The sequence below is a fragment of the Bradyrhizobium genosp. SA-4 str. CB756 genome, assembly GCF_000473125.1.
Taxonomy (GTDB): Bacteria; Pseudomonadota; Alphaproteobacteria; order Rhizobiales; family Xanthobacteraceae; genus Bradyrhizobium; species Bradyrhizobium arachidis.
This window is the reverse complement of sequence record NZ_KI421499.1, coordinates 8,819,473-8,842,024: the sequence shown is the minus strand read 5'-3', so window position 1 is coordinate 8,842,024 and position 22,552 is coordinate 8,819,473. Positions and strand designations below refer to the sequence as shown.

Sequence of the window (22,552 nt, the reverse complement as noted above, 5' to 3'; positions counted from 1 at the left end):
CAGCACCTCCTTCGAAGTTCTGGTCGAGAAGCCAATAAGGAGAGGCCAGCTCGGTTCCTCTCGATGCGCCGTCAGGCACCTCGCCGGAACGGGCGTCGCCGAGATCACAGAGGTGCTGGACGGGATCGGCGACACTTGTCCGGAGTGCCAGGAGAATTAGGCTGCGCAGTCGTCGCCTTCTTCTCCCGCGTTGCAAACGTCTGTGGCCCCATTTTTACAGCGGCAAAGCAACCTTTGTTAATGGTGCAGCCTACGCACCGGCTCTAAGGTTAGGTCGGTCGCCGGACGTCAGCCGCCGACCTGTGCAGAGATCGTCCATGAAAAAATTCGACAACCGAACAAAGGCCAATCTCGACGTCGTGCTGGAAGAGGTTTGCCGGGGGCTCCCCCACGGCGGCGATCATGAACTGAGAAGGCGGATCGCCGACAGAATGCTGGAGAGCGCGGTCGCGGGAAATACGACGCTCGCCGGTCTGGCCGAAGTGGCGAAAGCGGCGCTGGCGGAAGCGACGAAGAGATCGGCCTAGACGGCAGCACGCCGCCTGACGCGCATCCCTTCGGTCCCGCGGCTCTATTCCCAAGCAGCGATCTCTGCGACCGCCTCGGGATCGACCGTCTTTCCGGAAAGGTCCTTGATTGGGACCTCGCCACCGGAGTCGGCGAGTGCGCAGCCCTTGGCAAGAGCCTCCTTAGCGGAGCCCACAGACACCGACCGCCCCGCCGCCACCGCTCTTCGAACACAACTGGTACGCGTCGCCCATCAGCCCCTCGCCGGGCAACGTGCCGTCCGGGCTCGGGGTCGGCTAGTGCAATCGAGCCACAGAACGCAGGTGGCGCCGTTTGACGCGCCGGCTACGCGGCGAGACGCTCCTGACGGCCCGAGTTTGTCAAACAGCCGCTGCTCTCGGGCTCGACGTCGGAGTTAAGCTGCATCATGCACAGCTCTTGATTGCTCCACGACCAGAACACGAACAGCATCACTCACTTTCAAGTCTCCTCGGCGACGGAGCCGGGCCGTCTTGCGTGCGGTCCGTCGGAAGAGCGACCTCCGCCGTCAGCCAGGCAGGCACCGGACTGCGCCGTATCAGGCCACTGGCACACCGTAATAGGCGTTCACCGAGCGCGTCGTCGCTGGATCGTTCCAATTCCAACTGCCCTCGTCGGCGTATTTGGGGGCGCCGCGGAGCTGGTCCTGGGTGATACCGGTGACGTAGCCGCCGAGGTTGGTGTCATATTTCAACGCCTGCCAAGGCAGCGGATAGTGATCGTCGCCGATACCGAGCAGGCCGCCAAAACTGACCACCGCATAGGCCACCTTGCCACTGATCTTGTCGATCATGACGCGCTCGATGTCCCACCTTTTCCCCGCCGGCCCCGTACACGTTCGTACCCTCAACCTTGTCGCTTCCGATCAGGCTGAACGTCTCGCGATCTTCCATCGTCATGTTGACCTCCATGATATTGTCTTCTGGAATCAACGGTACGACGATGGCTCCGTTCCTGGCTGAGCCCTGAGGGCCTTGTTCTGGAAGAGCGGAGGACGAGATGGAGCTGACCGATCTGGAACGCGATTTTCTGAGGAGGCTCCTCGGCGAATCCTGGATCAGCCCACCGCTGTTCGACCATGAGACGGTAGCGCGGCTGGTCGAGCTGGGTCTCGTGGAAACCGACCGCGTCCATCCGGAGATATCGAATACCGCATCACCGACGCGGGGCGGGCGGCGGCTTCCGCGTGACACCGATGGGCGGTTAGCAGGGTCATGAAGCGCGCTGTGGGCGACGATCCTCGATGGGCCCTGACCGAGGCGGCCCGATGGGACCGATATGAGCGCCGAGAGCCCTTCGCGGTCTACCGGCGAGATAGAGCGCCAAGCCGGTTGAGCCGAAACTGCTTGGGCCAAGTCCGCCGAGGGGAAGGTGCGGCGAAGACCTTTGACTGCCTCTCGAAAACCGCAGGCGCGCCGGTGACGAACGAACAATCGCCGAGAGTGGGCGTTTATCCATATCATGTCAGCCGCATTCGATTATTTTCGAGCCTACGCGTTCCGAGCTCTTTGCAAGGCTCGGTCGATGCCGCGCGGCAGGATGAAGCATCTGCAGCTAGTGGCCGGCCGCATCTACAATCTCCTCAAGAAGGAGGCTCCGCCTTGCGGGGCGGCAATCCTTACCGGGCGAAAGCCTACTCTCGGGCTGCCGACAGCCTAGGGGCTCTTGCAGTTCCTCTGCACGTGCTCATCGCCGAAGATCGCCTTACTGAGATCCCGGGCGTCGGCGATGCTATCGCCGACATCATCACCAAGCTTCACAAGACGGGCAGTCATCCCAGCCTCGAAAAGCTGCGGAAGGAGATTCCCGAGGGCGTGCTCGAGATGCTCGCTGTGCCCGGCCTTCGTCCAGAGAAGGTGCTGCGCCTGTATAAGAATCTCGGCATCGCCTCCCTCGCCGAACTGGAGACCGCTGCCAAGGACGACCGCATCAAGAGGGCGAAAGGACTCGGCGCCGCGCTGCAGGCAAAGATCCTGCAGAACCTGGCGATCGCCAGAAGTGGAGAAGGCCGCCTTCACCTGCACCATGCTGCCGCTCTGCTCGCGCACGCGAAGGACTCAATCCGCAAGTCTCGCCCGGAACTCAAGCGCGTGGTGATCGCCGGTGACTTCCGCCGTGGCTGCGAACTCGTCGGCGATCTCGCGATCGTTGCGGAGGCTGCCAAGACCGACAAGACGCCGAAGTCATCAGCCGATGGCCTTCAAATCTCAGTCTCGGACCGCAAGCACTTCGGCGCCGCTCTTCTCTTCGCCACTGGCTCCGCCGCTCACATCGAGCAGCTCCAAGCCTTGGCCGCCGAGAAGGGCATGCGGTTGGACGCTGACGGCCTGCACAAGGGCCGCACACTGGTCGCCGGCGAGGAGGCCGTCATCTACCAGGTTCTCGGGCTACCCTTCATCGATCCGGAGCTGCGAGAGGGGCGCGGCGAGGTCGAGCTGGCCCTGAAGGGCAAGCTGCCGAAGCTCGTCACCGACAAGGACCTGCGCGGAATCCTTCACTGTCACACCGATGCTTCCGACGGCACGGAGACTCTGGAGACCATGGCGAAGGCGACGCGCCAGCGCGGATTCGAGTATTTCGGGGTTGCCGACCATTCCAAGTCTGCGCACTACGCCGGCGGTCTCACCGTGGAGGAGATCGTGCAGCAGCACCGGCATGCCGACCGGTTAAACAAGCGCTTCGGCAAGGATTTCCGGATCCTCAAAGGCATCGAGTCGGACATTTTAGCCGACGGCTCTCTGGACTACGCCGACGACGTGCTGGAGCGCTTCGACTTCGTCGTCGCCAGCATCCACGGCCGTTTCAAGCTGGACCGCAAGGCGCAGACGCAGCGCCTGCTGCGGGCCATTGCCGATCCTCACACGACCATCATCGGCCACATGACCGGGCGGCAGCTTCAGCGGCGGCCGGGCTACGAAATTGACGTCGAGAAGGTGCTGCGGGCCTGCGCCAAGCATGATGTTGTCGTGGAGATCAACGCCCACCCATGGCGGCTCGACCTGGACTGGCGTTGGCACCAGGCCGCCCTCGAATTTGGCTGCATGCTGAGCATCAATCCGGACGCGCATTCCATTCCCGAGCTCGACCACATGCACTGGGGCGTCGAGATGGCCCGCAAGGGCGGCGTCCCTGCCGACCGGATCCTAAACGCGATGACATTGCCGGAAATCACGCGCTACCTCCGCCAGAAGCGGCGCTCGCTCGCCCGCGCCGCCTGATGCTGCATCCGCCCAGCGGGTTCGGTTCCCGTCCTCCTCGTTCCGGGCTTTACCGGCTTTGTAGTAGCCGATGCACAACTCGGCTGGTGGATGACCGAATCAAAGGCGGTCGTTGGATCGGGCCGGCTTGGTGCAAGTAGACCCTGCGAAGCAAGAGCGGCTTCTCATCGGAACATCGAGCCTCGAGGGCACGTTGCTCCGGGATGGAAGCCTTTCTGCAACGCCTCTTGACGGCGAGGTCGGACTTTCCGATCTGGGTGCGCTACACCTTGACGCTCGGTCTGGTGGGCATCGCTTTCATCGCCCGGATGATGCTGGACGATCAGCTGCGCTCCTACCCTGTTCTGCTGTTCATACCGGCTATCTTCCTGTCCGCCGTCCTCTTCAATCGCGGCAGCGGTATCGTGGCCACCGCGGCAAGTGCCGCGCTCGCCGCCGCCTACTTGATCCCGGGGCCATCATCCTCCGCTGCGATCCCGCTTATCCTGTTCATTCTGACGGGCATCTGCATCGCCGCCGTCACCGAGCTCCTCAGGAGCACGCTGCACAAGCTCTCCGAGGCGAAACGCTATACTGAGGTACTCCTCCAGGAGCTCGCGCACAGAACGCGGAACGACCTCGCCACGATCGTCTCGGTCCTCCGGCTCCAGGCCCGCTCGGCAACCGACCCGGCCGTTCAAATGGCGATCGCATCCGCGGTGAGCCGGGTGGACGTGGTGGCCAAGGTCCACGATCGCTTGCGCGACACTGCCGACAGCAGTCGCATCGCGCTCGCGCCATACATCGAGGCCTTATGCGGGAGCCTGGCCGATTTCCATCGCGGCGTGCGCACGATCTCGATCGGCGTACGCTGCGAGAACATCGAGGTGCGGAGCTCGCAGGCGGCGTCGATCGGGCTGATCGTGAACGAACTGGTGACGAACTGCTTCAAGTATGCGTTTCCGGAGGGGCGCCGCGGCACCGTGGAGGTCGACGTGCGCGCCGAGGACGAGCGCGTCCTGGTGACGGTGCGGGACGACGGCGTCGGCTGTCCGATCGAAGTCAGCAGCGGACTCGGCACGCGGTTGATCAGTCTGCTGGCGTCGCAGATGAAGCGGACCGTGATGAGAAGGCCGCTTCCAGAGGGATGCGAGGTGCAGGTTTCGCTTGCGCTCGACGCCTGAGCGGCGATTGCGCTGAATTTCCTCGAAGCTGGCTGCAACCGACGAAGGGTTCTGGCGTAGACAGGTCGGAGCCTATCACCATGACCGCGCCATCGCCGAAGATCCTCGAAGAACTGCAGCGATACCGGAGGCTGCACGCGGAGGCGACCGACCCGCTTGCGGTGCGGCTGCTCCAGGACATCATCGCCGAGCTCGAGGCGAGCCTGCCCATCGAGGAACAGGACACAGGCAAGAAGCCTGACGGCGGCTAGGCCCTGGGCAGGGATCGGTCCCGCCATAGGCTACGAACGTCTTTCCGTTTAGCAATTATCCGAATTGAAAAGGCTTCGCGCCGGCGTGCTTGAGGCGGAGCGGAGCATCGGAGGGTCCTTTTCCGGTGGAAGGAACAACTCTCCTAGACCTTGGTCGCCCTCCAGACTCCGCTGCACCTGGCAGCACCGGAATAGCCACTCCAAGAGCCGTTCCACTTGTCGGTGCCAATCTGCCGGCGCCCGCGGCATGCTTGTCCTGAACCGTTACAGAAGCGCGCACTGCGCCGGTTCTCGATACGCGCCCCCGAAATCTGACAAGGTTTGGATGAGAAATGTTGCCATTCGAGATGTTCACGTCGAAATTGTAGCTTGGATCGCAAGATCGGGACCGCATCTCAAAGGTGCCACGCGCCATCGAAGGCGCGTACCGGGTAGGAGCGCGCCTCGGCGCAGCCGGCATAGGCGAGGGTTAGACAACCCGCCGTCAACTTGGCAACTAATCGCATCATCGTCATTCCCTCAAACCCTGGGTGAGTCTCGCTATTTGCCGCTCGTCAGAGCAGTTCCCTGTGGCTCCAGTGGCTTGGCAGCGGTTTCAATCTTCGCGAGCAGCGCCTGAATTCAGCTCAGGCCAGGATGGGCTTCGAGTCGCGCCAGCAATTGCTCCTTCTGTACTATCGGGTTCAAGAGCGGACATTGGTTCACCCCCGATTGCCGGCGAAAGGGCCGCTCTTCGAGAGGCCCTCTGTCGGTTCACCAGCTTCGGGTGCCGAAGCTGAAGCCGATGCTCGGCCCGCCGCCGTAGTAGCCGTAGCCGCGGTCGTAGTAGCCGGGGCCGCCGTAGTATCCGTAGCTGCGGCGAACCACGTACCCGTCGTCGCCGCCATAGTAGCGCTGAACGTAGCGCGGGCCGCGGGTCCGGAAACAACGGCCGTACTCGTTGCAGACAAGCCGGACCTGCTCCGTGTTGGAAGAGATCTCGGTCGAGCCGAGGGCGGTCGGGTTGAGCGGGGCGGCGATCGCCGCCGATCCCAGAAGGGAGGCGGCGAACAGTCCCAGTGCGATGGTCTTCATGGATTCTCCTTCCTTGGCGAGATCAGTCGATCTCTTCAATGATGCGACGCTCACGGGGCTCGACGATGTAGGTGCGGCTGTCGCGGTTGATGTAACGGTACTCGCGAAGGGTCGGAGCATCCCGATAGACCTCTTCCGGAAACGCCTCGATCTCCACGCCCTCGGGCACGCGCTCGCCGGTTCGGATTTCGGTCCGGACCGAATTGCCGGTGGTCACGCGCTTCTCGCGCCCGACTGGGCGCGCCGTGGCGTGCTTGCGGACGACTTCGCGGTCGCGGTCGGTGAACGTCGCTGAGCGCTGCTCCGTCCGCTCTGGCGCGGCGGCCGTCGAACGACCGGAGTACGGCAGGACCGTCACGATCTTGTAGGTCGACGGCTCGACGATCACGATCTCGTCCTTCACCAGCAAGAAGTTGTAGCCGCGGTACTGCGGCACGATCTCGACGACCTCGGCCGGCAGCGGCTGCAGGCGGACGTCGCGAGGGACGACCGTGCCCACCGACAACGAGAAGTTCACGTTGGTGAGTGGCTGCACATTCAGGTGCGAAATCGACGCGCTGATGCGGGTCCGCTGTTGGTCGTTGATGTTCACCGACGCGTTCACGTTGGTGTTCGACGAACGATCCGCGGTGTTCTGCTGATTGTTCGGCTGCTGGGCCGTGTTGGTCGAACCGCTACCCGACGGCGACTGCGCCTGGTTGGTGCTTGAGGCCGGCGGGTTGGCGCTCTGCGTCTGGTTGGTCGTGTTCGATGGAGTATTGGTCCGCGCTTGGTTGGAAGGCGTCGTCGTCTGGTTGGACGGCTGATTGGTCTGGGCCTGGTTGGTCGAATTGTTCGAGGTCGTGGTGGTGCCAGTACCGGAATTGGACGACTGGCCTGCAGCAGACTGTCCCGTCGAAGACAGAGGCTGTGTCTGCGCGGAGTTCGAAGGACTGGTCTGCGAGGATCCGGACGACGTGTTGCTCGTCGGGGTGGACGCGGACGGCGATGGCGTCGAGGTCGATGACGAATCCTGACGCTGGGTAGCCGTGGAATTGGAGCTCGACGAGCTCGGCGAAGATTGAGCGAAGGCCGAAGTCGCGATCGCAACAGCAGCGGTCGTAGCCAAGAATAAACGCTTGTTCATCTCTAAAACCTCCTAAAAGCGGACGTCGATTAACCCGAAGGGACTGTCTCGGTTCCGTTTCGGGAAAACTTGGCAATCGGGGTCAATTTCTTCCGGACGCCGGATGATTGCTGTTGTAGCGAAATGGCACGACGGTTTAGGGGGCGGGAATAACCGGAACTTCGTCGACGAATTACCGTTGGCAGTGACTACTTGCGAACACTGAGGAGGACATCATGAAGAAGTTGATCGTGTGCGGTGCGCTCGCCGCTTTCGCGCTCGGCGCCCAGGCCGCCAGCGCCGCCGAGTTCTACATCGTGCGCGATGCGACCACCAAAAAGTGCACCGTGGTCGACAGCAAGCCGACGACAACCACCACGACCGCGGTGGGCAACGGCGTCTACAAGACCAAGGTCGAGGCCGAATCCGCAGTCAAGACCACCAAGGTCTGCACCGAGCAGTAAGCGATCATTCGCGGGCCGACAGAGGCCCGCGACCTATTGACAGTGGAGGAGAAAATGCCGGTACTGATTCTTTGGGCCGTTCCTGCCGTCCTCGTTGTTGGCGGCGTCGGCTATTTCCTGGTTCATATGCACTGAGTTACTGGCTTTCGCACCAACGGCCCGTCCGCGCCCCGGAGGGGCCGTTTTTCTTCGGCCAAATTCATTGTAGCCCAAAGAAAAAGGGCCTCCGATGGAGGCCCTCGATCCGACGCTTGGTCCCGTCAGTTGTAGTCCGAATACTTGAACTGCGGGAGCGCTTTCAGCTGCTCCTTGTTGCCGCTCATGACGGCGTGGTCGGGTACCCAATCGTTCGTGTTGCGGTTCGTCGTGGTCGTCGAAGCCGCACCGGTAGTGGTCTCGCGCGTGGTGGTCGTGTTGCTCGTTGAGCTTGTCCGGACCGGCTCTTCGACGAACTTCAGCTTGTCCATCGAGACCGCGATGTCGTGCTCGCCCATCCCGAGGAAGCCTCCGATACCGATCACCACGGCGTTGATCTTGCCGCTCTTGTCGACCAGCAGTTCGTTGATGTCGCCGAGCTTTTCGTTGGCCTCGTTGTAGACGTTCAGGCCCATGAGCTTCGAAGCGCGCCAATTGCCTTTCAGCATCATCTTGTCGGCCGGCTGTGCGGTGGCCGCCGGCGCGGCGTGGTCCGCCGGCTGAGCGGATTGCGCGAACGCAGCGCCCCCGCCGACGGCAGTGCTCAGCAGAGCGATGGCAAGAATGCTTTTCATGGATTTTCTCCTCTAACGTGAGTGCAGCACCCGTTCGGATGCCCGCCCCAACGCTCGTGATTGCCGGTCGTTCCCGGATCGGAACGGGCCGTCGTCACGACGAGCTCGTTCGAATCCTTGGTGCGATCAACTCGCTACTCGCCCGTGGCGCGGTCGGCGCCCGATCAGTTCCCGATAGCTTTCTTCGTATTGCCTGGCCATCCGGCCGGCCGCGAAACGCTCCTCGAAGCGGGCGCGGATTCTGCTTCGGTCCAGCCGGGCGGCTTCCTTGACCGCTTGGATCGCCTGCCCCTCGCCATCGACGATGAAGCCGGTGACACCGTCTTCGAGAACTTCCGGTACCGATCCGGAGCGGTAGGCAATGACGGGCGTCCCGCACGCCATCGCTTCGATCATGACGAGTCCGAACGGCTCCGGCCAATCGATCGGAAACAGCAAGGCGGCGGCCCCGGCGAGGAAATGTTGCTTCCGGACGTCATCCACCTCGCCGACGAGCTGGATCGTCTCGCCGTCGATCTCGGGCTCGAGCTTCCTCTTGAAGTAGGCCGTCTCGGCTCGGGGTATCTTGGCCGCGATCCGGAGCGGCATCCGGACGGTGCGGGCGATGCGTATCGCGGCTTCCGGCCCCTTCTCCGCCGTCAGCCGCCCGAGAAAGGCCAGGTACGACCCGGCTTCGTAGGTGGGACGAAACAGGTCCTTGGGCAATCCGTGCTGAATCGTCGCGATCCAGTTGGCACCCGGAAGCGGACGGCGCTGGTTGTCGGAGATGGAGACGAAAGGGGCGTCGGCGAACCTCCCGATCACGTCGGACAAGCCAGGAAGGTCGAGCCGGCCGTGCGTCGTCGTCAGAAACGGCACGCCGGTCCGGCTCAGCACCGGCAAGGGCAGCCAGTCGACGTGGGAATGAATGACGTCGAATTCGTGCGCACGTTCGGCGACGGCCTCGATCAGCAGCGAGCAGGCGGCGTTCGGGTCGACCCCCCGTCGCCCCAGGCGCAACGCGCGCGGCCACACCGCGTGGAGCTTGGCCTTCGTGCGGGAGTCGCCGCTCGCGAACAGGGTGACGTCGTGCCCTAAGTCGACGAGCTCGTCCACCAGCCAGGCGATCACGCGCTCGGTGCCACCGTACAGCTTCGGAGGAACGCTCTCGGCCAACGGGGCAAGCTGGGCGATCCTCATCGAGCTAGGCCCCAAACGCGATGCGCAAGCCGACCACGAGAACCGCGGAGATGAGAAATGAAATTGCGAGCAGCGTCCAAGAGGGCCTTGTGCTTCCGCGGGCTACCCGCGCGACGAGCATTTTAATGGTCCTCAACATTCGTCCCGGAAGAATCGCTGCAGGTGGGCAATCCCGAAGCCGGCGAGTTCTTCGGTATCGCTCTCACGCTCTTCTCCTCTCCTTTGAGATGGCGCTCGAGCAGACAGCGCCTGCTGTCCCGCGGGTCGACCTCGGGGTGGTGCGCCCGGTAGACAGACCAGGCTGTTTCGGTGGCGTTCTTCAGAACGACTTCGTCGACCAACTTCACGCTCCCGCGGCCAATCCAGTCGCTGGCAACTCGAAGCCTTGGGCAAAGTTTCCGGATTTTCCCGGTCATCCGTAATCATCCGCGCGTTCAGCACGCTTTGGCACGGGCCCGCTCGCCTGCCGCGCGGCGGCGCTGCAGACGTTGGCTTCGGCCTGAGCGCCTGGCGGCCAGAGGCGGGGATGCCGACGCTGTATCGAAGGGCTCCACTGCGGCCGCAGCGCTCTCCGTTCGCATCTCGCCAGGCTTCGCTTCCATGAATTCGAGCACGGCACGGCCCTTCTCGGTGATGCGCCATCCGCCTTTCAGACGCTCGATCAAGCCTTGCGAGAAGATGTCGAGAACGGCCACGCGAGCGGCGAGGCGCTTCGTCCGCTCGGCCCAGTCGCGCCCGCTCGTCGCCAATATTGCCATGTCGCGTTTGAGGTCCGCCATGACGGCGAATCCGTCGGGATAGCTCACCAGGATCTTGAGCACCGTGACCTGGAAGTTCACCCCCGCCTTCCTCCGGCTATCGCCACATCGTCGACGCGTCGTGGAGAGCCTCGCGTCACACCTGCTTCAGCCTCTCGGGCGAGGTATCGCCGTTGGTAGCGACTTCCACTTCGCAGACCTCGTCGAATACGGCGCGCAGAAGCGCGGTCGTGGCCGGATCGAACATGGGAACCCCAACGCGAGAAGAGATGTAGCTTACTGCGGAAACGCTTTGCGGCGAATTCAACATTGTTAAGGCGAAGCATGCGGGTATGCACCGTCGAGCGCTTCGGCGGCGCACCAAGAACTGAACCCAACCTACCTCTTCGTGTTGTGGTCCAAGCTCGATGCATTCGAGCGAAGCTGCCCCGGCGCCGAGCATCCATTGCCCGCTCGCCGCTGGGGCCAGTCGAAACTATTGCCATTTTTGTCTGAGGGGCACTCGAACACGTGAAAGGATGCTCGATGAAGAAGATTGCAATGTCGGCGCTGATGGTCGGCGCCCTCGGCTTGGCCTCTGTGGCAACGACGGCTCCGGCCGAAGCTCACTGGCGAGGCGGATGGGGCCAGGCATCGCCGGTGGTTTGGTTGCGGGTGCCGTGATCGGCGGGCTCGCCTCTTCGGCGTACGGCTGGGGACCGGGTTACGGTTACTACGGTGGCCCGGGCTACTACAGTGCCGGCTATTATGGCGGCCCCTACGCCTACGACTACGATGAGCCGTATAGCTGGGGTGGGGGCTACACCACCACCTACTACACGGCGCCTGTCTCCTACGGGTATCGCTATCGCCGCGTCGTCCGCCCGGCCTACGCTTATTACCACGACTCCTATCCGATCGTTCGGCACCACTGGCACCGGCATTATCGGTACTGGTGAGAGCGGCCCATCGCAGCCAACGAAGGCCGCAACCCAAAAGGGGTGGCCTTCAGCTTTTTGCGCTCCCCGCACCGATCACCACCATCCGCCTGCAAATGGATCGGCCCGCTCGAAGGCGAGGCGCCTGTCGGGTATCCTTCTCTGTAGCTTTGCCGAGCGCTTCGGGTGCGGCCGGGCCGCTGCGGAGACGCGAGCCGGCGCTTCTTTCCTGACCTCCACGGAAGGTGCTGCGGGCATTGCGGCCATGGCTTCGCGCACTTGGTGCTGCGGTCCTTCAGAGATTGGACCGGCCTGCGCGATCATCGGCACATCGGCGCGAGGCCGCGTGTCGAAGACGATCTTCTCCGGAAGAGCCCTCGCCGAGGCGATCCGGATGATGGTCCTGTCCGGATCGGACGGCCCCGCGCGCTCTACAGGAGCCGGCAGGTAGCGGTCCGCCGCAAACAGCAGCGCCAGTAGCAGTGCGCCGACGAAGACGAAGTATCTGATGATCGGCATGAACGGCCGCTCGCGAGGAAGGAATGAGGATTTCGGCGGGGCCGGATTGGGTGGCGGGCCGCTGCGATCAACGGCCCGCCGGGACGACTCAGTCGATCTCCTGGACGACCGTGCGCGTCGAGGGATCGACTAGCATCACGCGTTCGCCCGAGTAGACATAGCGGTACTTGGTGAGCGAAGGACCCCAATCGGCGGGCACCGCCTCGAGCTCGACTTCGCGCGGCACCGGTTGGCCGACCACGATCTTCTCGCGGGTCTGCACCGGGCGCACCTTGTGCTCGGTCACGTAGGTGCGGATTTTCGTGCGGTATTCCGGCTCGATCCGCACGGCGGCAGCATGAGCCGTGCCGGTGGTGGTGACGACCGTAGACTGCGCCATTGCGCCGGTCGAAAGCAGAGCCGCCATCGCGGCCGTCAGCAGAAGCTTGTTCATCTTGTTCTCCTCGCCGTCATATGCGGCATGCGAGAACCCGCGAATGATGGCAAGGTTCCGGAACGCGGCAGGATAATTGCTTGATTTTCCCGAACCTCGGACGCGAGAGCGCCGACGTGGGTATCGCGGGAGAAGTTGTCTCGGGTCAACTCAGTGGCTCGAGTCTAAGCGCAGTCCGCCAAGCACTCGGTGCGCGTTCATGGCTTCTGCAACACGGTCGAGAGGGCCGAGCCGTCGTTCAAGATCGAAAAGACCTCCCGCGAAGACAAATGCGCGGCGGCCTCCTCGAAAGTCTCGCTCACATCCGCCCTGGCACGGCCGACTGCCAGATTGACATCGACCGTATTGGGCCGGGCGGCGCGAGGAGGCGGCAGCTGAACGACGTGAAAGGCCAGCAGCTCGGGGTCTTCGCGAAGCTCCACCAGAGCGGGTTTGATGCCGACCTCAGCCGCCGCGCTCAATTCGTTGGCCCGGAGCAGGACGGGAGGCGGCTCTCGATCTTCAGGGGTGGCAAACGATTTGCCGGGCGCGGGCCTGGCCGTCGGCGCCCCGATACGGACAGCGAACAGCAGGCCAACGATGACCGGCGACATCCAAAGCAGAAGGGGCAGCGAAACGGCGTAGGCGCTTGCGGCCATCGCGACGCCGCACAAGGTCGGGATGCCATACTTCCGATAGAGCTCGCGACGCTCGACCGTGCCGTCGTCGCGCCTTTGCGCCTGCCAGCCGGCATCGCGGCCGGCCAGAATTTCGACCACGGCGATTGATTGAAAGATCATCATCACCGGCGCCATCAGCGCGGATACGATGATCTCTGCGAGAAATCCGGCCGAGGCTTGCAATGCACCGCCGAATTGGCGTCGCTCCGAGCCCTGCATCCAAAGCAGGATCAAGCTCAGCAGCTTCGGCAACAGCAGTAGACCCATGGTGGCGACGAACACCCAGATGGCGAGCACGGGATCCTGGGCCGGCCAGGTCGGAAACAACGAGAAACCCTTCGGAAAATACTCTGGACGCACGAAGCGGGCTTGCAGCGAGATCAGCATCCCCAGCACCAGGAACAGCAGCCACAGCGGTGCCGTGAGATAGGCTCCGATCCCTACCAAAAATGCAGGCGTGAAACCCAATGGAGACCTCGTGCGGGCACGACCGCGAGAATTGCCCTGACACCAGCGTCGGTCGCGCGCCGCGAAGTCGAGCAGCGACGGCGGCACCTCCTCGTAGCTTCCCCCGAGCGTCGGAAGCATGTGGATGCCCCATCCGGCCCGCCGCATCAGTGCTGCCTCGACGATATCGTGGCTGAGGATGTGCCCGTCGAAGGGCTTCCGTCCGCGAAGCTGCGGCAGCGCGGCCGCTTCGGCGAACGCTTTGACCCGGATGATCGCATTGTGGCCCCAGTAGTTGCCTTCGGAGCCATGCCACCAGGCGACGCCGGCGGCGATCAGGGGACCGTACAGACGGCCAGCGAATTGCTGGACGCGGCTGAACAGACTTCTCGCGTTGACGACCATGGGAAGCGTCTGGACGAGGCCGGCTGTGGGATTGGTCTCGATGGCATGGACCAATCGGACGATGGTCTGTCCGCTCATGAGACTGTCGGCATCGAGCACGATCATGAAGTCGTAGACGGCGCCGAACCGCGTGATCCATTCCGAGATGTTCCCGCTTTGCGGGCCGTGTTATCGGCGCGGTGACGATAGTACAGCCTCGGCGTCCGGACTGCCTGACGCAATGCGAGCATCGCCCTTTCTTCGGCTACCCAGATGTCCGGATCGGTGCTGTCGCTCAGAACGTACCAGTCGAACAGCTCCCCGTCCGAGGTAGTCTCCAAGGACTCGATGATGGCACGAAGCCGCGCCGTCAATCGGTGCGGGTCTTCGTTGTAGGTGGGAATCCCAGCCCCCGGACCGCACGCTGCATAGCCTGGATGCCCGCCCAATAGATATTGATCGCGTCGATCTCCTCGACTTCGACGAACGCCACACACCAGCTTACTGCCTTTTCCTTGATCTCCTTGGCGAGTTCTTCGCGAGCCGCGGCATCGAGCTTTTTTGAGTCGTCGATGCCGACAATCCGCGTGCCAGGTTTCAGGATCACGGCACCAGCGGAGACTGGCCCGGCGAGAGGGCTCATTCCGGCCTCGTCCACGCCTGCGACGGCATGATGGCCGCTTTCCCAGAGAGAGGTCTCAAAGCGGAGCATCTTGCGGAGGCGCTGTCCTTCCGATCTATTTTCGAAGCGACGTTTATCGATAGAAGCCAGGATGGCGCGGGCTCCGGCGCGGGTGTCGGCCCGCAAGATCTGCTCGATGTTGGCATCGAGCGGTCTTTTCTCGATGACATAGCGCTGACGCAATGCATCGAGGGAATATTGGGACATAGCGACCTTCGCAAAGACTGGTTGGGGAGAGCGTGTCGGAGAACTTTGTGGCGATTGTCTGAAGTTGAGCCATCCCGTCTCCACCGACCGCGCAGCGCTTCGCCGGAGGAACCGGCCGCCTCTCATTTAAGGCCCGATATCCTGCGCTGCCAGCGAATCGTATCCACGGAGCTCAGAACGGAACCAACCGGTATCTTGATCCCTTGAAAAAGAGCGGAGCCTCGATCCCAGGGTGCTTCCGAGGGTCAGGCCAATGCTCCGACAAACCACCACCGAAGAACAGGTTCTGGACCGCACCGCGGAAGTGGCTGCCACCATCGCAGAGGAAGGGCTTCGGTACGTCAGCGACTCCGCACCCGGCTACTCGCGCAAGCGAACCGGAACCATCTTCAGCTACTACGACAAGGACGGAAAGCGCATCACCGACGCCGCCATCATCCGACGCATCAAGTCCATCGGCATCCCGCCGGCCTACGAATCGGTGTGGATCTGCCCCTCGGCCAACGGCCATATTCAGGCGACCGGTCTCGATGCGCGGGGCCGCAAGCAGTACCGTTACCACGCGAAATGGCGCGAGCTCCGCGACCAGAACAAGTATGAGCACATCATCCAGTTCGCAGCCGCGCTGCCAGCGCTCCGCGAGCGGGTCGCCGCCGATATGAAGCGGGAGGGATTGCCCCGCGAGAAGGTGCTGGCTACGATCGTCAGTCTTCTGGAGAAGACTTTGATCCGGGTCGGCAATGCCGAGTATGCCGAGAAAAACAAATCCTACGGGCTCACCACCATGCGCCGCAAGCACGTCGAGGTCGGCCGCGGCGTCCTTCGGTTCGACTTCACGGGCAAGTCGGGCAAGCAGTGGAAGCTTCGCGTCGAGGACAAGCGAATAGCCGCGATCGTGAAGCGCTGTGTGGAGATCCCCGGACACGAGCTCTTCAAGTACCTGGACGACGACGGACAACCCCGCACCGTCGATTCCGGCGACGTCAACGCCTACATCAAGGACATCACCGGTGAGGACTTCAGCGCGAAGGATTTCCGGACCTGGGCTGGGACGGTTTTGGCGGCGTTGGCCCTGGCCGAATTGAAAAAGTACGATAGCCAGGCCGAGGCGAAGCGCAACGTCGTCGCTGCGATTGAGAGCGTCTCGAAGCAACTCGGCAACACGCCGGCCATCTGCCGCAAGTGCTACGTGCACCCCGAAATCCTGAACGCCTACATGTCCGGTGATCTCGTGAGGATGATCGAAGCCAAGATCGCTCGGAAGTTCAAGCGCCAGTACGCCAAGCTCACGCCGGACGAGATCATGGTGCTGGCATTTCTCCGCAAGCGCCTCGATGCTCTGAAGGTCCCCGCTTGATCTCGAGTGCCTGTCTCCGGAAACTTCGTCCTCGTCGATGCGCCCGGTCATGCGCTCAAACAACGGTGCTCTCGTCGGTGGAAAGGGGCACTTCGTTCAAATCTGCCGTGTTGCCACGCACGGCGTCGGACTGATCAAGCCGGCGTGCTAGGCGCGGTCCACTCGGCTCCTAGCCTTTCGCGCATCACGTAGTCGTGCTTGTAGGTCATCGTCGGCGCCCAAAGTCCCTCAGTAGCAGCCGTTGGAAGCAACCCGCAGCTTGCCACCAAGCGAAATAGCCAGTGAAGGTAGGTCAAAAAAACGGCCCCAGCACAACCCGCCGGAGCCGCTGTTGGAGGCCTCGACAGTAATGGGGCGCCGCCGAGGCATGCCAAGGTCTAGGCTGATTCGGCAGTCTGGTCTGTATCCCTTTGGATATAAGCAGCGCTCTTGATCGCGCCTCTGCGTGACCGACACACTTTGCTTTCTACTTGTGAAACACGTCGATGATCGCTCCTACGCCGACCCGGAAACCGCCGCGCGCAAGCTGGTGGAGATCGCCGCCGCCACGCCGGCCGTCTAACACGGCCGGATCTACATTGAGCGGGTCAATGCGCTATTCGTGGCCCTCTTGAAAGGCAGCCGCGGCCATCCAGAGTTTGGCGCGGGCATCGACTTTGCCATCGAACGGGGCTGGCTTTGGATGCACGAAAGCGGCACCTATGTGAAGCTGATGCCGCCGGGCCAAGATTTATTGGGAGAGTAGGAACCGAGAGTTCCCGCCGCCGTTCGTTCGGCTGGCTTCCATCTGAGCTGGCGGAGCGGCCCCGGCCATACCCCCCAAAGCCTGGAGAACCGGGGCCGTCTCTCCTTTCACCTTGCATGCGGCTGATGAAGCGGGACCTATGTGCGGCTGAGGTTGAGCGCCGCCAATTCAGTGACTACGGACTCCCGGCGCGAGTGCGGTCGACCTCTCCTAAGCTAGCTTGCGCCTATGACCCATTCTCTGTCTTCAAATTCGATCCAAGATCTCGCGTACCTTCAACGCCAGCCTCGCCTGAGTGATCGGCTTTTCCAGAAGATCCACGCCCTCATCGAGCCGCCCTTGGTGGACCACTGCGTTGCGCGAATAACCCGTCATGTAAAGTATTCTCAGATGAGGCCTAATCTGCTGCGCGCGCCTTCCCAGCTCGCGACCATTGATTCCAGGCATGACGACATCGGTTAGAAGAAGATCGACATGCTGATCTTCCTGCAACAGGATGGTCAAGGCAGTCTGCGCGCTGCCAGCAGACAACACTCGATAATTGAGTTCTCGTAGCACGTCCGAAACATAGACTCTTAGATCGGGATCATCTTCAACGAGGAGAATGGTCTCTACAGAGGCGCCTTCCGAGATTAGCTCGTCCGCATCATCCGAAGCGGGCTGCTCATTGCCCGCGTAGCGGGGGAAATACATCTTGATGCTCGTACCTTCTCCCACCTCGCTGTAGATCTTCACATGACCGCCGGACTGTTTGACGAAGCCATAGACCTGGCTCAATCCGAGTCCGGTTCCATGCCCAGGCTCTTTGGTCGTGAAGAAGGGTTCGAAGGCACGATTTAGGACCTCTTCCGTCATGCCCGAGCCTGTATCACTCACGCAGATGACGACATATTGGCCGGCCGCGAGCTCCGGATTGGCACGCGAATAGTCTTCGTCAGCGGAGACATTGGCCGCCTCGATAGTCAGCTTTCCACCAATCGGCATCGCGTCGCGTGCATTGATCGACAAATTGACAATCGTCGATTCCAAATGGTTCACGTCTGCTTCGATCAGCCAAAGGCCGGCGCCGCCGACCGTCTGTACTTCGATGCGTTCGCCCAATGTGCGCTGGAGAAACTCCTGAAGGCCATTCAGGAAACTGTTGAGGTTGATCGGCTTGGGATCGAGCGCCTGGCGGCGCGAGAACGCAAGCAACCGACTTGTCAGCGCTGCGGCCCGTTGAGCGCCTCGCTTCGCGTTCGCAAGGGCGCGGTGGAGGTTCGGCCCTCCGATGTTGCGGCTGCTTCGCTCCGCATTCTCGAGATTGCCAAGCACGATCATGAGAAGATTATTGAAATCGTGAGCGATGCCCCCGCTCAGTTGTCCAATCGCTTCGAGCTTCTGCGAGGCAACCAACTGTTCTTGGACGCGTTGAAGTTCGTCTTGTGCCTGCTTGCGTTCGGTAAGATCACGCGTGACCTTCGCAAAGCCGATAATCGCCCCGCGCTCGTCGGTGATTCGGTCGATGACGACCGAGGCCCAGAATCGCGTGCCGTCCTTACGCAAGCGCCAGCCCTCGGCTTCGAACCGTCCCTTCTCGGCGGCCTCAGCCAGCGCCCGTTTCGGCACGCCTTTTTCAAGATCGTCAGGCGTGTAGAACGCGCTGAAATGTCGTCCGATGATCTCTTCCGACCGATAACCCTTGATGCGCTCGGCCCCGGGATTCCAGGTCGCGATGTTGCCAGAGGGATCGAGCTGAAAAATGGCGTAGTCAACGACGGCTTCGACGAGTCGGCGATAGCGTCTTTCGCTTTCCAGCAGGTCGTTATGGGCCTGTTGCCGCTCGGTGATGTCTCGCGTGACCTTCGCAAAACCGATGAGCCGGCCATTTTCGTCGCGAATTGCGTCGAGCACAACGAGTGCCCAGAAACGACTGCCATCCTTTCTGACACGCCAGCCCTCGGACGCGAAGCGCCCGGTCTCCGCGGCTGTAGTCAGCGCTCTATTTGGCAGACCTTTCTCTCGATCTTCGGGCGTGTAAAAGATTGAAAACGGCCTTCCTATAATCTCGTCAGAAGCATAGCCCTTGAGGCGTTCAGCGCCCTTGTTCCAGGTCCTCACCGCACCGTTGGTATCGAGCATGAAGATGGCGTAATCGACGATCGCGTTGATGAGTAGTTCGAGGTTATGGGCGTCCCCGAAGGTCGTTTTTTTCATTCTTGGAGCTCGAAGGGCGGAGTGGAGCTAACTCAAAAGTTTGTGGCAGGTTCCGACTAAGCGGCTGACTTTCATCTTAGGCCCCCTGAACGTCGACCTTCCGTTCGCAAGCGGGCTATAGCCTAGCCGGCTCGGTAGGTCTGCAAATGACCTACAGCGGACTACTTGACATGGCTATTGTCGGATAGAAGCTCTGGCATGCGGAGTGCGCGGAGCAACGTAAAAGCGCGCGAGACAGGCGACGCATGTCAGGTGCTCCGCGATGTCAATTCGCAATCCAGTAGACATCCCTCCCGAGCGGCAATCCGAGCATTCCCTCTTGTTTAGGGAAGTAAGAGAGTCGCCTCGTTCATTTCGAGCGCCTGAACGCGTTCTGGTCACACACCGAACGATTGCCTGATTTGTCTCGCCAGCACGAAGGCAGCTTCGGTATTGCGGCCACCCGACCAGTATCGATCACAGAGCGCCAGAAACAGCAGCGCTACAAGTGCAATAAGAACGCCCCTCAACATAGCAGACTTCTCCAAAGAAGAAACTGCCAACCGAGCAGCTATGAGCTGAGTGCACGCGTATCTTTTCGAGTCGCGGCTGCGACATCTGCAATGGTCCAAGGCTGGCAAGAAGGCGTAACTTTTCAGTTAAGCAAGCGTCTCCCTCCCTCATGACCCGCAAAAATTGGAGGTGTGCGCCAATCATTTCGTGCCGAATATCTCGACGCTGCGCCGCCGAGCGCTTTGGTTTTGGCGGGCTCCGCAATCTCGAGCTCTGACGCGATCCGAAGCTCGAGGACAGGCTGAAGTCTTTGCTCCGAGATTTGCGTGCCGCGCGACATATGTTAAACGACGACCTCAACACCGATGGAGTCGCCGAGTGGCAAAGAAAACCAAGAAAACTGTTCGCCGCGAGTGGACGAAGGAAGACATTAAAGAATTGAAGGCGCACTCGAAGGCTCGGACGCCGGTTGCGAAGATATCCAAGATGACAAAGCGAACCGAAGGCGCGCTCCGTCAGAAAGCCATCGTGTTGGGTATCGGCTTGGGCCATCAGCGGTGATCACCCCTTCCGCCAAAATTTGATATCGTTCCGACACGAAACTGACGCGATGACGCAGACTGCCGTGGTACGAGGTAGGCTCGCGCGTGTGGAGGTTGAGGGCTCGCTGTACCCAGCCCCGGCGGGCTCTCCCTCTTCTCCATCCGTCAATAGCCCTGACGTATAGCAACATTTTCCAAGGTGTGACATCGACAACATTGCGCCTCGGCATCGTCGGGATAGGCTACTTATGCCGGGGCTGGATCCCATATTTCACTTACACATTTTAACCCGGCAGGCCGCAGCGGTTCGCCGCTGCGGCCTCTTTCATTGATGTTGCTAACAGTCGATCCCACAGCCGGACTGCAACATCGGCCGGCTCTGTCGCAGCCGATCAGGGAACGCGGATTGCTATCACGTGGGCCTGCGGCGAACTCGGCGACCTAACGCTGAGGCCAACTCGATTCTCAGGCCGCGCAACTCGACCCTCGAGCATGGCGCTGCAGCTCGGATGGAAAGCACGATCGGAGTTCGCCTTCACCTACAGCCGCGACGGGATCTGACGCGACGGTATGCCGATGGCCCCGCACCAAGTCCCGTCACTACCGTCGCCCATCCGGGTAGATTCATCGCCAGAGCGAACTCAGGACTGGATAGAACTCGGGGGATCGCCTCCACAATGTATCCCACGTCAACGATGATAAACGGGGATCGGCAGATTATGGCCCTGTAGAAACTCCCGCTCCGCGCTCAGCCAGAATTCTAGGTCCCTACCCCCGGGCCGCCCAGCGCTCAGCCACAGCTCGTAGGCGCGCTTTCTGATCGCTTCTTCGCGGGCGGCCGCTTGCAGTGTGCGCAACCTGTCCCCGATATCCTGTGCAAACGCCTCAAGACGCTCCACTGTCTCTTTATCGGCAATGAGCCGAACAGCCCGCTGCGCCAAGTCAAGCTGATGCTCAAGGCGATGAAGTTCGGGCAGATATTCCATCATGCACTCTGTACGCAGGACGCGGTTCTTAGGCCCTTCGCGGTCAGAACGACTTCGAGCGGGGTCGTTTCTATTGCGAACAAACACGAATGACCCCGGGCGGTTCCAGGCCCGACAAACACGCAGACGAGACGCAATGGACTGGAGCTTTTAAGCATTGAGCGGCTCGGACCCACCAATGAACCACAGAGGTAGCGCAACTCCCCCGTTTGTAGCTATTCGCCATAGCTTTTTTCGCAGTGTCTCCTTGAGCCGCCAAGAAATGACGCCTTTACAGCAGCTTGCATCTCAAGGTGCGGAGTAGTGGATATCCTCGAGCTTGCGAGAATTGCGATCACCGGAGTCCCACGTGAACCCCTGACCCATACTCATCGTGCCCAGATCCGAGAGGACTCCACCTCTAAGCATCGAAGCCAGCTCGCCCGCTTGTGGCCTAGTTCTGGCTCGACCTGGTGGCAGCGCTGATCAAGCTAGCGAGGCAAGTTGGCGTATGCATCGACCACAGCAAACGGAGAAGGTTTGGATCATCGGAGCCATACGCCGAGTCATGTTCGGCGGCGCCGAAAGGCTCGGCGGACGATTGAACTGGAGATCACTTCCCGCTACCTTAGTATTTTCGAGCTTACTCACGGCCCGTGATTGTAGTGACATCGCTTGGCCTCGGCAACCGGGCAGCGGGATTGCGCCATCCCGACCCGTCGAAGTGACCGTCCTGTTCGGCACGGGCAAGCACCGCGCCAAGGAGGGTCAGGGATTTGTTGATGGTCGTTGCAGAACGTGGCTCATAGGCGCTCAGATTGCGTTGCAGCAGGTCGGCCAGGGTAAGCTGCTTCATGTCTGCCGAAAGACCTTTGGTTATCCGCCTGATTGCGTCCCGATACTCGCGGCCATGCCCCTTGTTAATGCGGTCTACGGGCAAGTCTCCGAACAACTCAATGAACCGACGGCGGGCTGCATCAGCTTCGGTGATCGTGTTAGGGGCAGGCGTCCTTGCCCCTTCACCCCGCCCCCGCTCGACCACAACTGAAACGCCTTGGTTATCGTCAGGACCTTTGAAAGCCCGGCATCGAGTCCATCGACGGACACAGGGCCTTCGGGGCATTGGCCGACTTCGGAAGCGCCAGACAACAGCATTTTGTACAATCCGATTGCCAATTGTTGCAGGTAGCTGGTCGTCACCTGCCAACGTGACAGTTTGTTCCGGCCGATAGTTGCCCGTCAGGAACGCTCTCGCCGCGTCGAACAATGTTGTGCGATCTGAATGCCGACACGCTGCTTGGCTTCACGCTCGACGGTCGTTCTCAACGAAGCCAGACTGCCGTCTTGAGGCGACCGGCCCTTATGGGGCTTTCAAGTTGCTTGATGGCCTGGGGAATCGAAGGTGGCAGAGACTGTCCCGCACGGTCGTCGGGCAGGTCGATCTTGAACCAGTAGATTCCATTGCGCCTGAGCAGGTGA

General features: G+C 61.6%; 22 protein-coding genes and 2 pseudogenes. 11 read left to right on the top strand and 13 right to left on the bottom strand.

The annotated features are described in order from the left end of the window. Nucleotides 1-317: 317 nt before the first annotated feature. A complete protein-coding gene (locus tag BRAGE_RS0142640) occupies nucleotides 318-527 on the top strand; it encodes a hypothetical protein (RefSeq protein WP_051378324.1) in 210 nt (69 codons plus the stop codon). 557 nt (nucleotides 528-1,084) lie between these two features. On the opposite strand, the pseudogene BRAGE_RS51140 reads toward BRAGE_RS0142640, so the two are convergent. Beyond that, nucleotides 1,085-1,445 (bottom strand): annotated as a pseudogene (locus BRAGE_RS51140) (PRC-barrel domain-containing protein). A gap of 100 nt (nucleotides 1,446-1,545) precedes the next feature. On the opposite strand from BRAGE_RS51140, the gene BRAGE_RS51135 reads away from it, so the two are divergent. The 4 genes from BRAGE_RS51135 (at nucleotide 1,546) to BRAGE_RS56270 (ending at nucleotide 5,178) form a co-directional block, all read left to right on the top strand. Then, the gene (locus tag BRAGE_RS51135; protein WP_231164155.1) at nucleotides 1,546-1,764 is read left to right on the top strand and encodes a hypothetical protein; all 219 of its coding nucleotides are present in this window, start codon (nucleotides 1,546-1,548) and stop codon (nucleotides 1,762-1,764) included. Between the two features lie 383 nt (nucleotides 1,765-2,147). Beyond that, the gene (locus BRAGE_RS0142615) at nucleotides 2,148-3,764 is read left to right on the top strand and encodes a DNA polymerase/3'-5' exonuclease PolX (RefSeq protein WP_084334646.1); all 1,617 of its coding nucleotides are present in this window, start codon (nucleotides 2,148-2,150) and stop codon (nucleotides 3,762-3,764) included. Nucleotides 3,765-3,967: 203 nt separating this feature from the next. Next, nucleotides 3,968-4,927, top strand: a complete 960-nt coding sequence (locus tag BRAGE_RS0142610) for a sensor histidine kinase (RefSeq protein ID WP_027562092.1) — start codon at nucleotides 3,968-3,970, stop codon at nucleotides 4,925-4,927. A gap of 80 nt (nucleotides 4,928-5,007) precedes the next feature. Next, entirely contained in the window at nucleotides 5,008-5,178 is a 171-nt protein-coding gene (locus tag BRAGE_RS56270) for a hypothetical protein (RefSeq protein ID WP_167336547.1), read from the top strand. Nucleotides 5,179-5,931: 753 nt separating this feature from the next. Here BRAGE_RS56270 and BRAGE_RS0142600 read toward each other — a convergent pair. After that, nucleotides 5,932-6,252, bottom strand: a complete 321-nt coding sequence (locus BRAGE_RS0142600; RefSeq protein ID WP_027562091.1) for a hypothetical protein — start codon at nucleotides 6,250-6,252, stop codon at nucleotides 5,932-5,934. 22 nt (nucleotides 6,253-6,274) lie between these two features. Further along, nucleotides 6,275-6,844, bottom strand: a complete 570-nt coding sequence (locus BRAGE_RS57830; protein WP_322596946.1) for a DUF1236 domain-containing protein — start codon at nucleotides 6,842-6,844, stop codon at nucleotides 6,275-6,277. Nucleotides 6,845-7,058: 214 nt separating this feature from the next. Here BRAGE_RS57830 and BRAGE_RS57825 point away from each other — a divergent pair, with 214 nt between their 5' ends. Beyond that, on the top strand, nucleotides 7,059-7,268 hold the full coding sequence (locus BRAGE_RS57825) for a hypothetical protein (protein ID WP_322596947.1): 210 nt from the start codon (nucleotides 7,059-7,061) through the stop codon (nucleotides 7,266-7,268). Between the two features lie 325 nt (nucleotides 7,269-7,593). Next, complete coding sequence (locus BRAGE_RS0142590; RefSeq protein WP_027562089.1) at nucleotides 7,594-7,821, top strand: hypothetical protein; 228 nt, start codon at nucleotides 7,594-7,596, stop codon at nucleotides 7,819-7,821. A 260-nt stretch (nucleotides 7,822-8,081) separates the two neighbouring features. On the opposite strand, the gene BRAGE_RS0142585 is transcribed toward BRAGE_RS0142590, so the two are convergent. From BRAGE_RS0142585 to BRAGE_RS0142570, 3 genes are all read right to left on the bottom strand, one after another. After that, complete coding sequence (locus tag BRAGE_RS0142585; RefSeq protein ID WP_027562088.1) at nucleotides 8,082-8,591, bottom strand: PRC-barrel domain-containing protein; 510 nt, start codon at nucleotides 8,589-8,591, stop codon at nucleotides 8,082-8,084. 126 nt (nucleotides 8,592-8,717) lie between these two features. Next, complete coding sequence (locus BRAGE_RS0142580) at nucleotides 8,718-9,770, bottom strand: glycosyltransferase family 4 protein (protein WP_027562087.1); 1,053 nt, start codon at nucleotides 9,768-9,770, stop codon at nucleotides 8,718-8,720. Nucleotides 9,771-10,204: 434 nt separating this feature from the next. After that, nucleotides 10,205-10,609 carry a hypothetical protein gene (locus BRAGE_RS0142570; protein WP_027562086.1) on the bottom strand — a complete coding sequence of 135 codons (405 nt, stop codon included), beginning with the start codon at nucleotides 10,607-10,609 and terminating at the stop codon, nucleotides 10,205-10,207. Nucleotides 10,610-11,046: 437 nt separating this feature from the next. Between BRAGE_RS0142570 and BRAGE_RS51130 the strand changes: the two genes are divergently transcribed. After that, nucleotides 11,047-11,466: a hypothetical protein gene (locus tag BRAGE_RS51130; protein ID WP_231164156.1), complete on the top strand. Its 420-nt coding sequence runs from the start codon at nucleotides 11,047-11,049 to the stop codon at nucleotides 11,464-11,466. A gap of 75 nt (nucleotides 11,467-11,541) precedes the next feature. On the opposite strand, the gene BRAGE_RS51125 is transcribed toward BRAGE_RS51130, so the two are convergent. The 4 genes and pseudogenes from BRAGE_RS51125 to BRAGE_RS56265 form a co-directional block, all read right to left on the bottom strand. Further along, nucleotides 11,542-11,964, bottom strand: coding sequence for a hypothetical protein (locus BRAGE_RS51125; RefSeq protein ID WP_035730658.1), 423 nt, complete (start codon nucleotides 11,962-11,964; stop codon nucleotides 11,542-11,544). Between the two features lie 88 nt (nucleotides 11,965-12,052). Beyond that, complete coding sequence (locus BRAGE_RS0142550) at nucleotides 12,053-12,397, bottom strand: DUF1236 domain-containing protein (protein WP_027562085.1); 345 nt, start codon at nucleotides 12,395-12,397, stop codon at nucleotides 12,053-12,055. A 197-nt stretch (nucleotides 12,398-12,594) separates the two neighbouring features. Continuing rightward, nucleotides 12,595-14,013 carry a glucans biosynthesis glucosyltransferase MdoH gene (gene mdoH / locus BRAGE_RS51120; RefSeq protein ID WP_231164157.1) on the bottom strand — a complete coding sequence of 473 codons (1,419 nt, stop codon included), beginning with the start codon at nucleotides 14,011-14,013 and terminating at the stop codon, nucleotides 12,595-12,597. Nucleotides 14,014-14,281: 268 nt separating this feature from the next. After that, nucleotides 14,282-14,776 (bottom strand): annotated as a pseudogene (locus BRAGE_RS56265) (ribonuclease HII); the annotation flags it as partial. A gap of 253 nt (nucleotides 14,777-15,029) precedes the next feature. On the opposite strand from BRAGE_RS56265, the gene BRAGE_RS0142535 reads away from it, so the two are divergent. Together BRAGE_RS0142535 and BRAGE_RS57820 are read left to right on the top strand one after the other, a co-directional pair. Beyond that, nucleotides 15,030-16,133 carry a DNA topoisomerase IB gene (locus BRAGE_RS0142535; protein WP_027562084.1) on the top strand — a complete coding sequence of 368 codons (1,104 nt, stop codon included), beginning with the start codon at nucleotides 15,030-15,032 and terminating at the stop codon, nucleotides 16,131-16,133. Nucleotides 16,134-16,734: 601 nt separating this feature from the next. Then, nucleotides 16,735-16,878 (top strand): hypothetical protein, encoded by a 144-nt coding sequence (locus BRAGE_RS57820; protein WP_322596948.1) that lies wholly within the window; start codon nucleotides 16,735-16,737, stop codon nucleotides 16,876-16,878. A gap of 246 nt (nucleotides 16,879-17,124) precedes the next feature. Here BRAGE_RS57820 and BRAGE_RS0142525 read toward each other — a convergent pair whose 3' ends face one another. Next, nucleotides 17,125-19,074: a hybrid sensor histidine kinase/response regulator gene (locus BRAGE_RS0142525; RefSeq protein ID WP_027562083.1), complete on the bottom strand. Its 1,950-nt coding sequence runs from the start codon at nucleotides 19,072-19,074 to the stop codon at nucleotides 17,125-17,127. Between the two features lie 870 nt (nucleotides 19,075-19,944). On the opposite strand from BRAGE_RS0142525, the gene BRAGE_RS53910 reads away from it, so the two are divergent. Continuing rightward, complete coding sequence (locus BRAGE_RS53910; protein WP_028146503.1) at nucleotides 19,945-20,127, top strand: hypothetical protein; 183 nt, start codon at nucleotides 19,945-19,947, stop codon at nucleotides 20,125-20,127. 670 nt (nucleotides 20,128-20,797) lie between these two features. Here BRAGE_RS53910 and BRAGE_RS51105 read toward each other — a convergent pair. Both BRAGE_RS51105 and BRAGE_RS51100 read right to left on the bottom strand, forming a co-directional pair. Then, a complete protein-coding gene (locus BRAGE_RS51105; RefSeq protein WP_063617204.1) occupies nucleotides 20,798-21,094 on the bottom strand; it encodes a DUF2934 domain-containing protein in 297 nt (98 codons plus the stop codon). Between the two features lie 622 nt (nucleotides 21,095-21,716). Then, nucleotides 21,717-21,929 (bottom strand): hypothetical protein, encoded by a 213-nt coding sequence (locus BRAGE_RS51100; protein ID WP_141263361.1) that lies wholly within the window; start codon nucleotides 21,927-21,929, stop codon nucleotides 21,717-21,719. Between the last annotated feature and the right edge of the window lie 623 nt (nucleotides 21,930-22,552).

Bases quoted from the DNA above. Each gene is read 5' to 3' on its own strand.
- BRAGE_RS0142640 (WP_051378324.1), top strand. From the start codon at position 318: ATGAAAAAATTCGACAACCGAACAAAGGCCAATCTCGACGTCGTGCTG.
- BRAGE_RS51135 (WP_231164155.1), top strand. From the start codon at position 1,546: ATGGAGCTGACCGATCTGGAACGCGATTTTCTGAGGAGGCTCCTCGGC.
- BRAGE_RS0142610 (WP_027562092.1), top strand. From the start codon at position 3,968: ATGGAAGCCTTTCTGCAACGCCTCTTGACGGCGAGGTCGGACTTTCCG.
- BRAGE_RS56270 (WP_167336547.1), top strand. From the start codon at position 5,008: ATGACCGCGCCATCGCCGAAGATCCTCGAAGAACTGCAGCGATACCGG.
- BRAGE_RS0142600 (WP_027562091.1), bottom strand. From the start codon at position 6,252: ATGAAGACCATCGCACTGGGACTGTTCGCCGCCTCCCTTCTGGGATCG.
- BRAGE_RS0142590 (WP_027562089.1), top strand. From the start codon at position 7,594: ATGAAGAAGTTGATCGTGTGCGGTGCGCTCGCCGCTTTCGCGCTCGGC.
- BRAGE_RS0142585 (WP_027562088.1), bottom strand. From the start codon at position 8,591: ATGAAAAGCATTCTTGCCATCGCTCTGCTGAGCACTGCCGTCGGCGGG.
- BRAGE_RS0142580 (WP_027562087.1), bottom strand. From the start codon at position 9,770: ATGAGGATCGCCCAGCTTGCCCCGTTGGCCGAGAGCGTTCCTCCGAAG.
- BRAGE_RS51130 (WP_231164156.1), top strand. From the start codon at position 11,047: ATGCTCGATGAAGAAGATTGCAATGTCGGCGCTGATGGTCGGCGCCCT.
- BRAGE_RS51125 (WP_035730658.1), bottom strand. From the start codon at position 11,964: ATGCCGATCATCAGATACTTCGTCTTCGTCGGCGCACTGCTACTGGCG.
- BRAGE_RS0142550 (WP_027562085.1), bottom strand. From the start codon at position 12,397: ATGAACAAGCTTCTGCTGACGGCCGCGATGGCGGCTCTGCTTTCGACC.
- mdoH (WP_231164157.1), bottom strand. From the start codon at position 14,013: ATGATCGTGCTCGATGCCGACAGTCTCATGAGCGGACAGACCATCGTC.
- BRAGE_RS0142535 (WP_027562084.1), top strand. From the start codon at position 15,030: ATGCTCCGACAAACCACCACCGAAGAACAGGTTCTGGACCGCACCGCG.
- BRAGE_RS0142525 (WP_027562083.1), bottom strand. From the start codon at position 19,074: ATGAAAAAAACGACCTTCGGGGACGCCCATAACCTCGAACTACTCATC.
- BRAGE_RS51105 (WP_063617204.1), bottom strand. From the start codon at position 21,094: ATGGAATATCTGCCCGAACTTCATCGCCTTGAGCATCAGCTTGACTTG.
- BRAGE_RS51100 (WP_141263361.1), bottom strand. From the start codon at position 21,929: ATGAAGCAGCTTACCCTGGCCGACCTGCTGCAACGCAATCTGAGCGCC.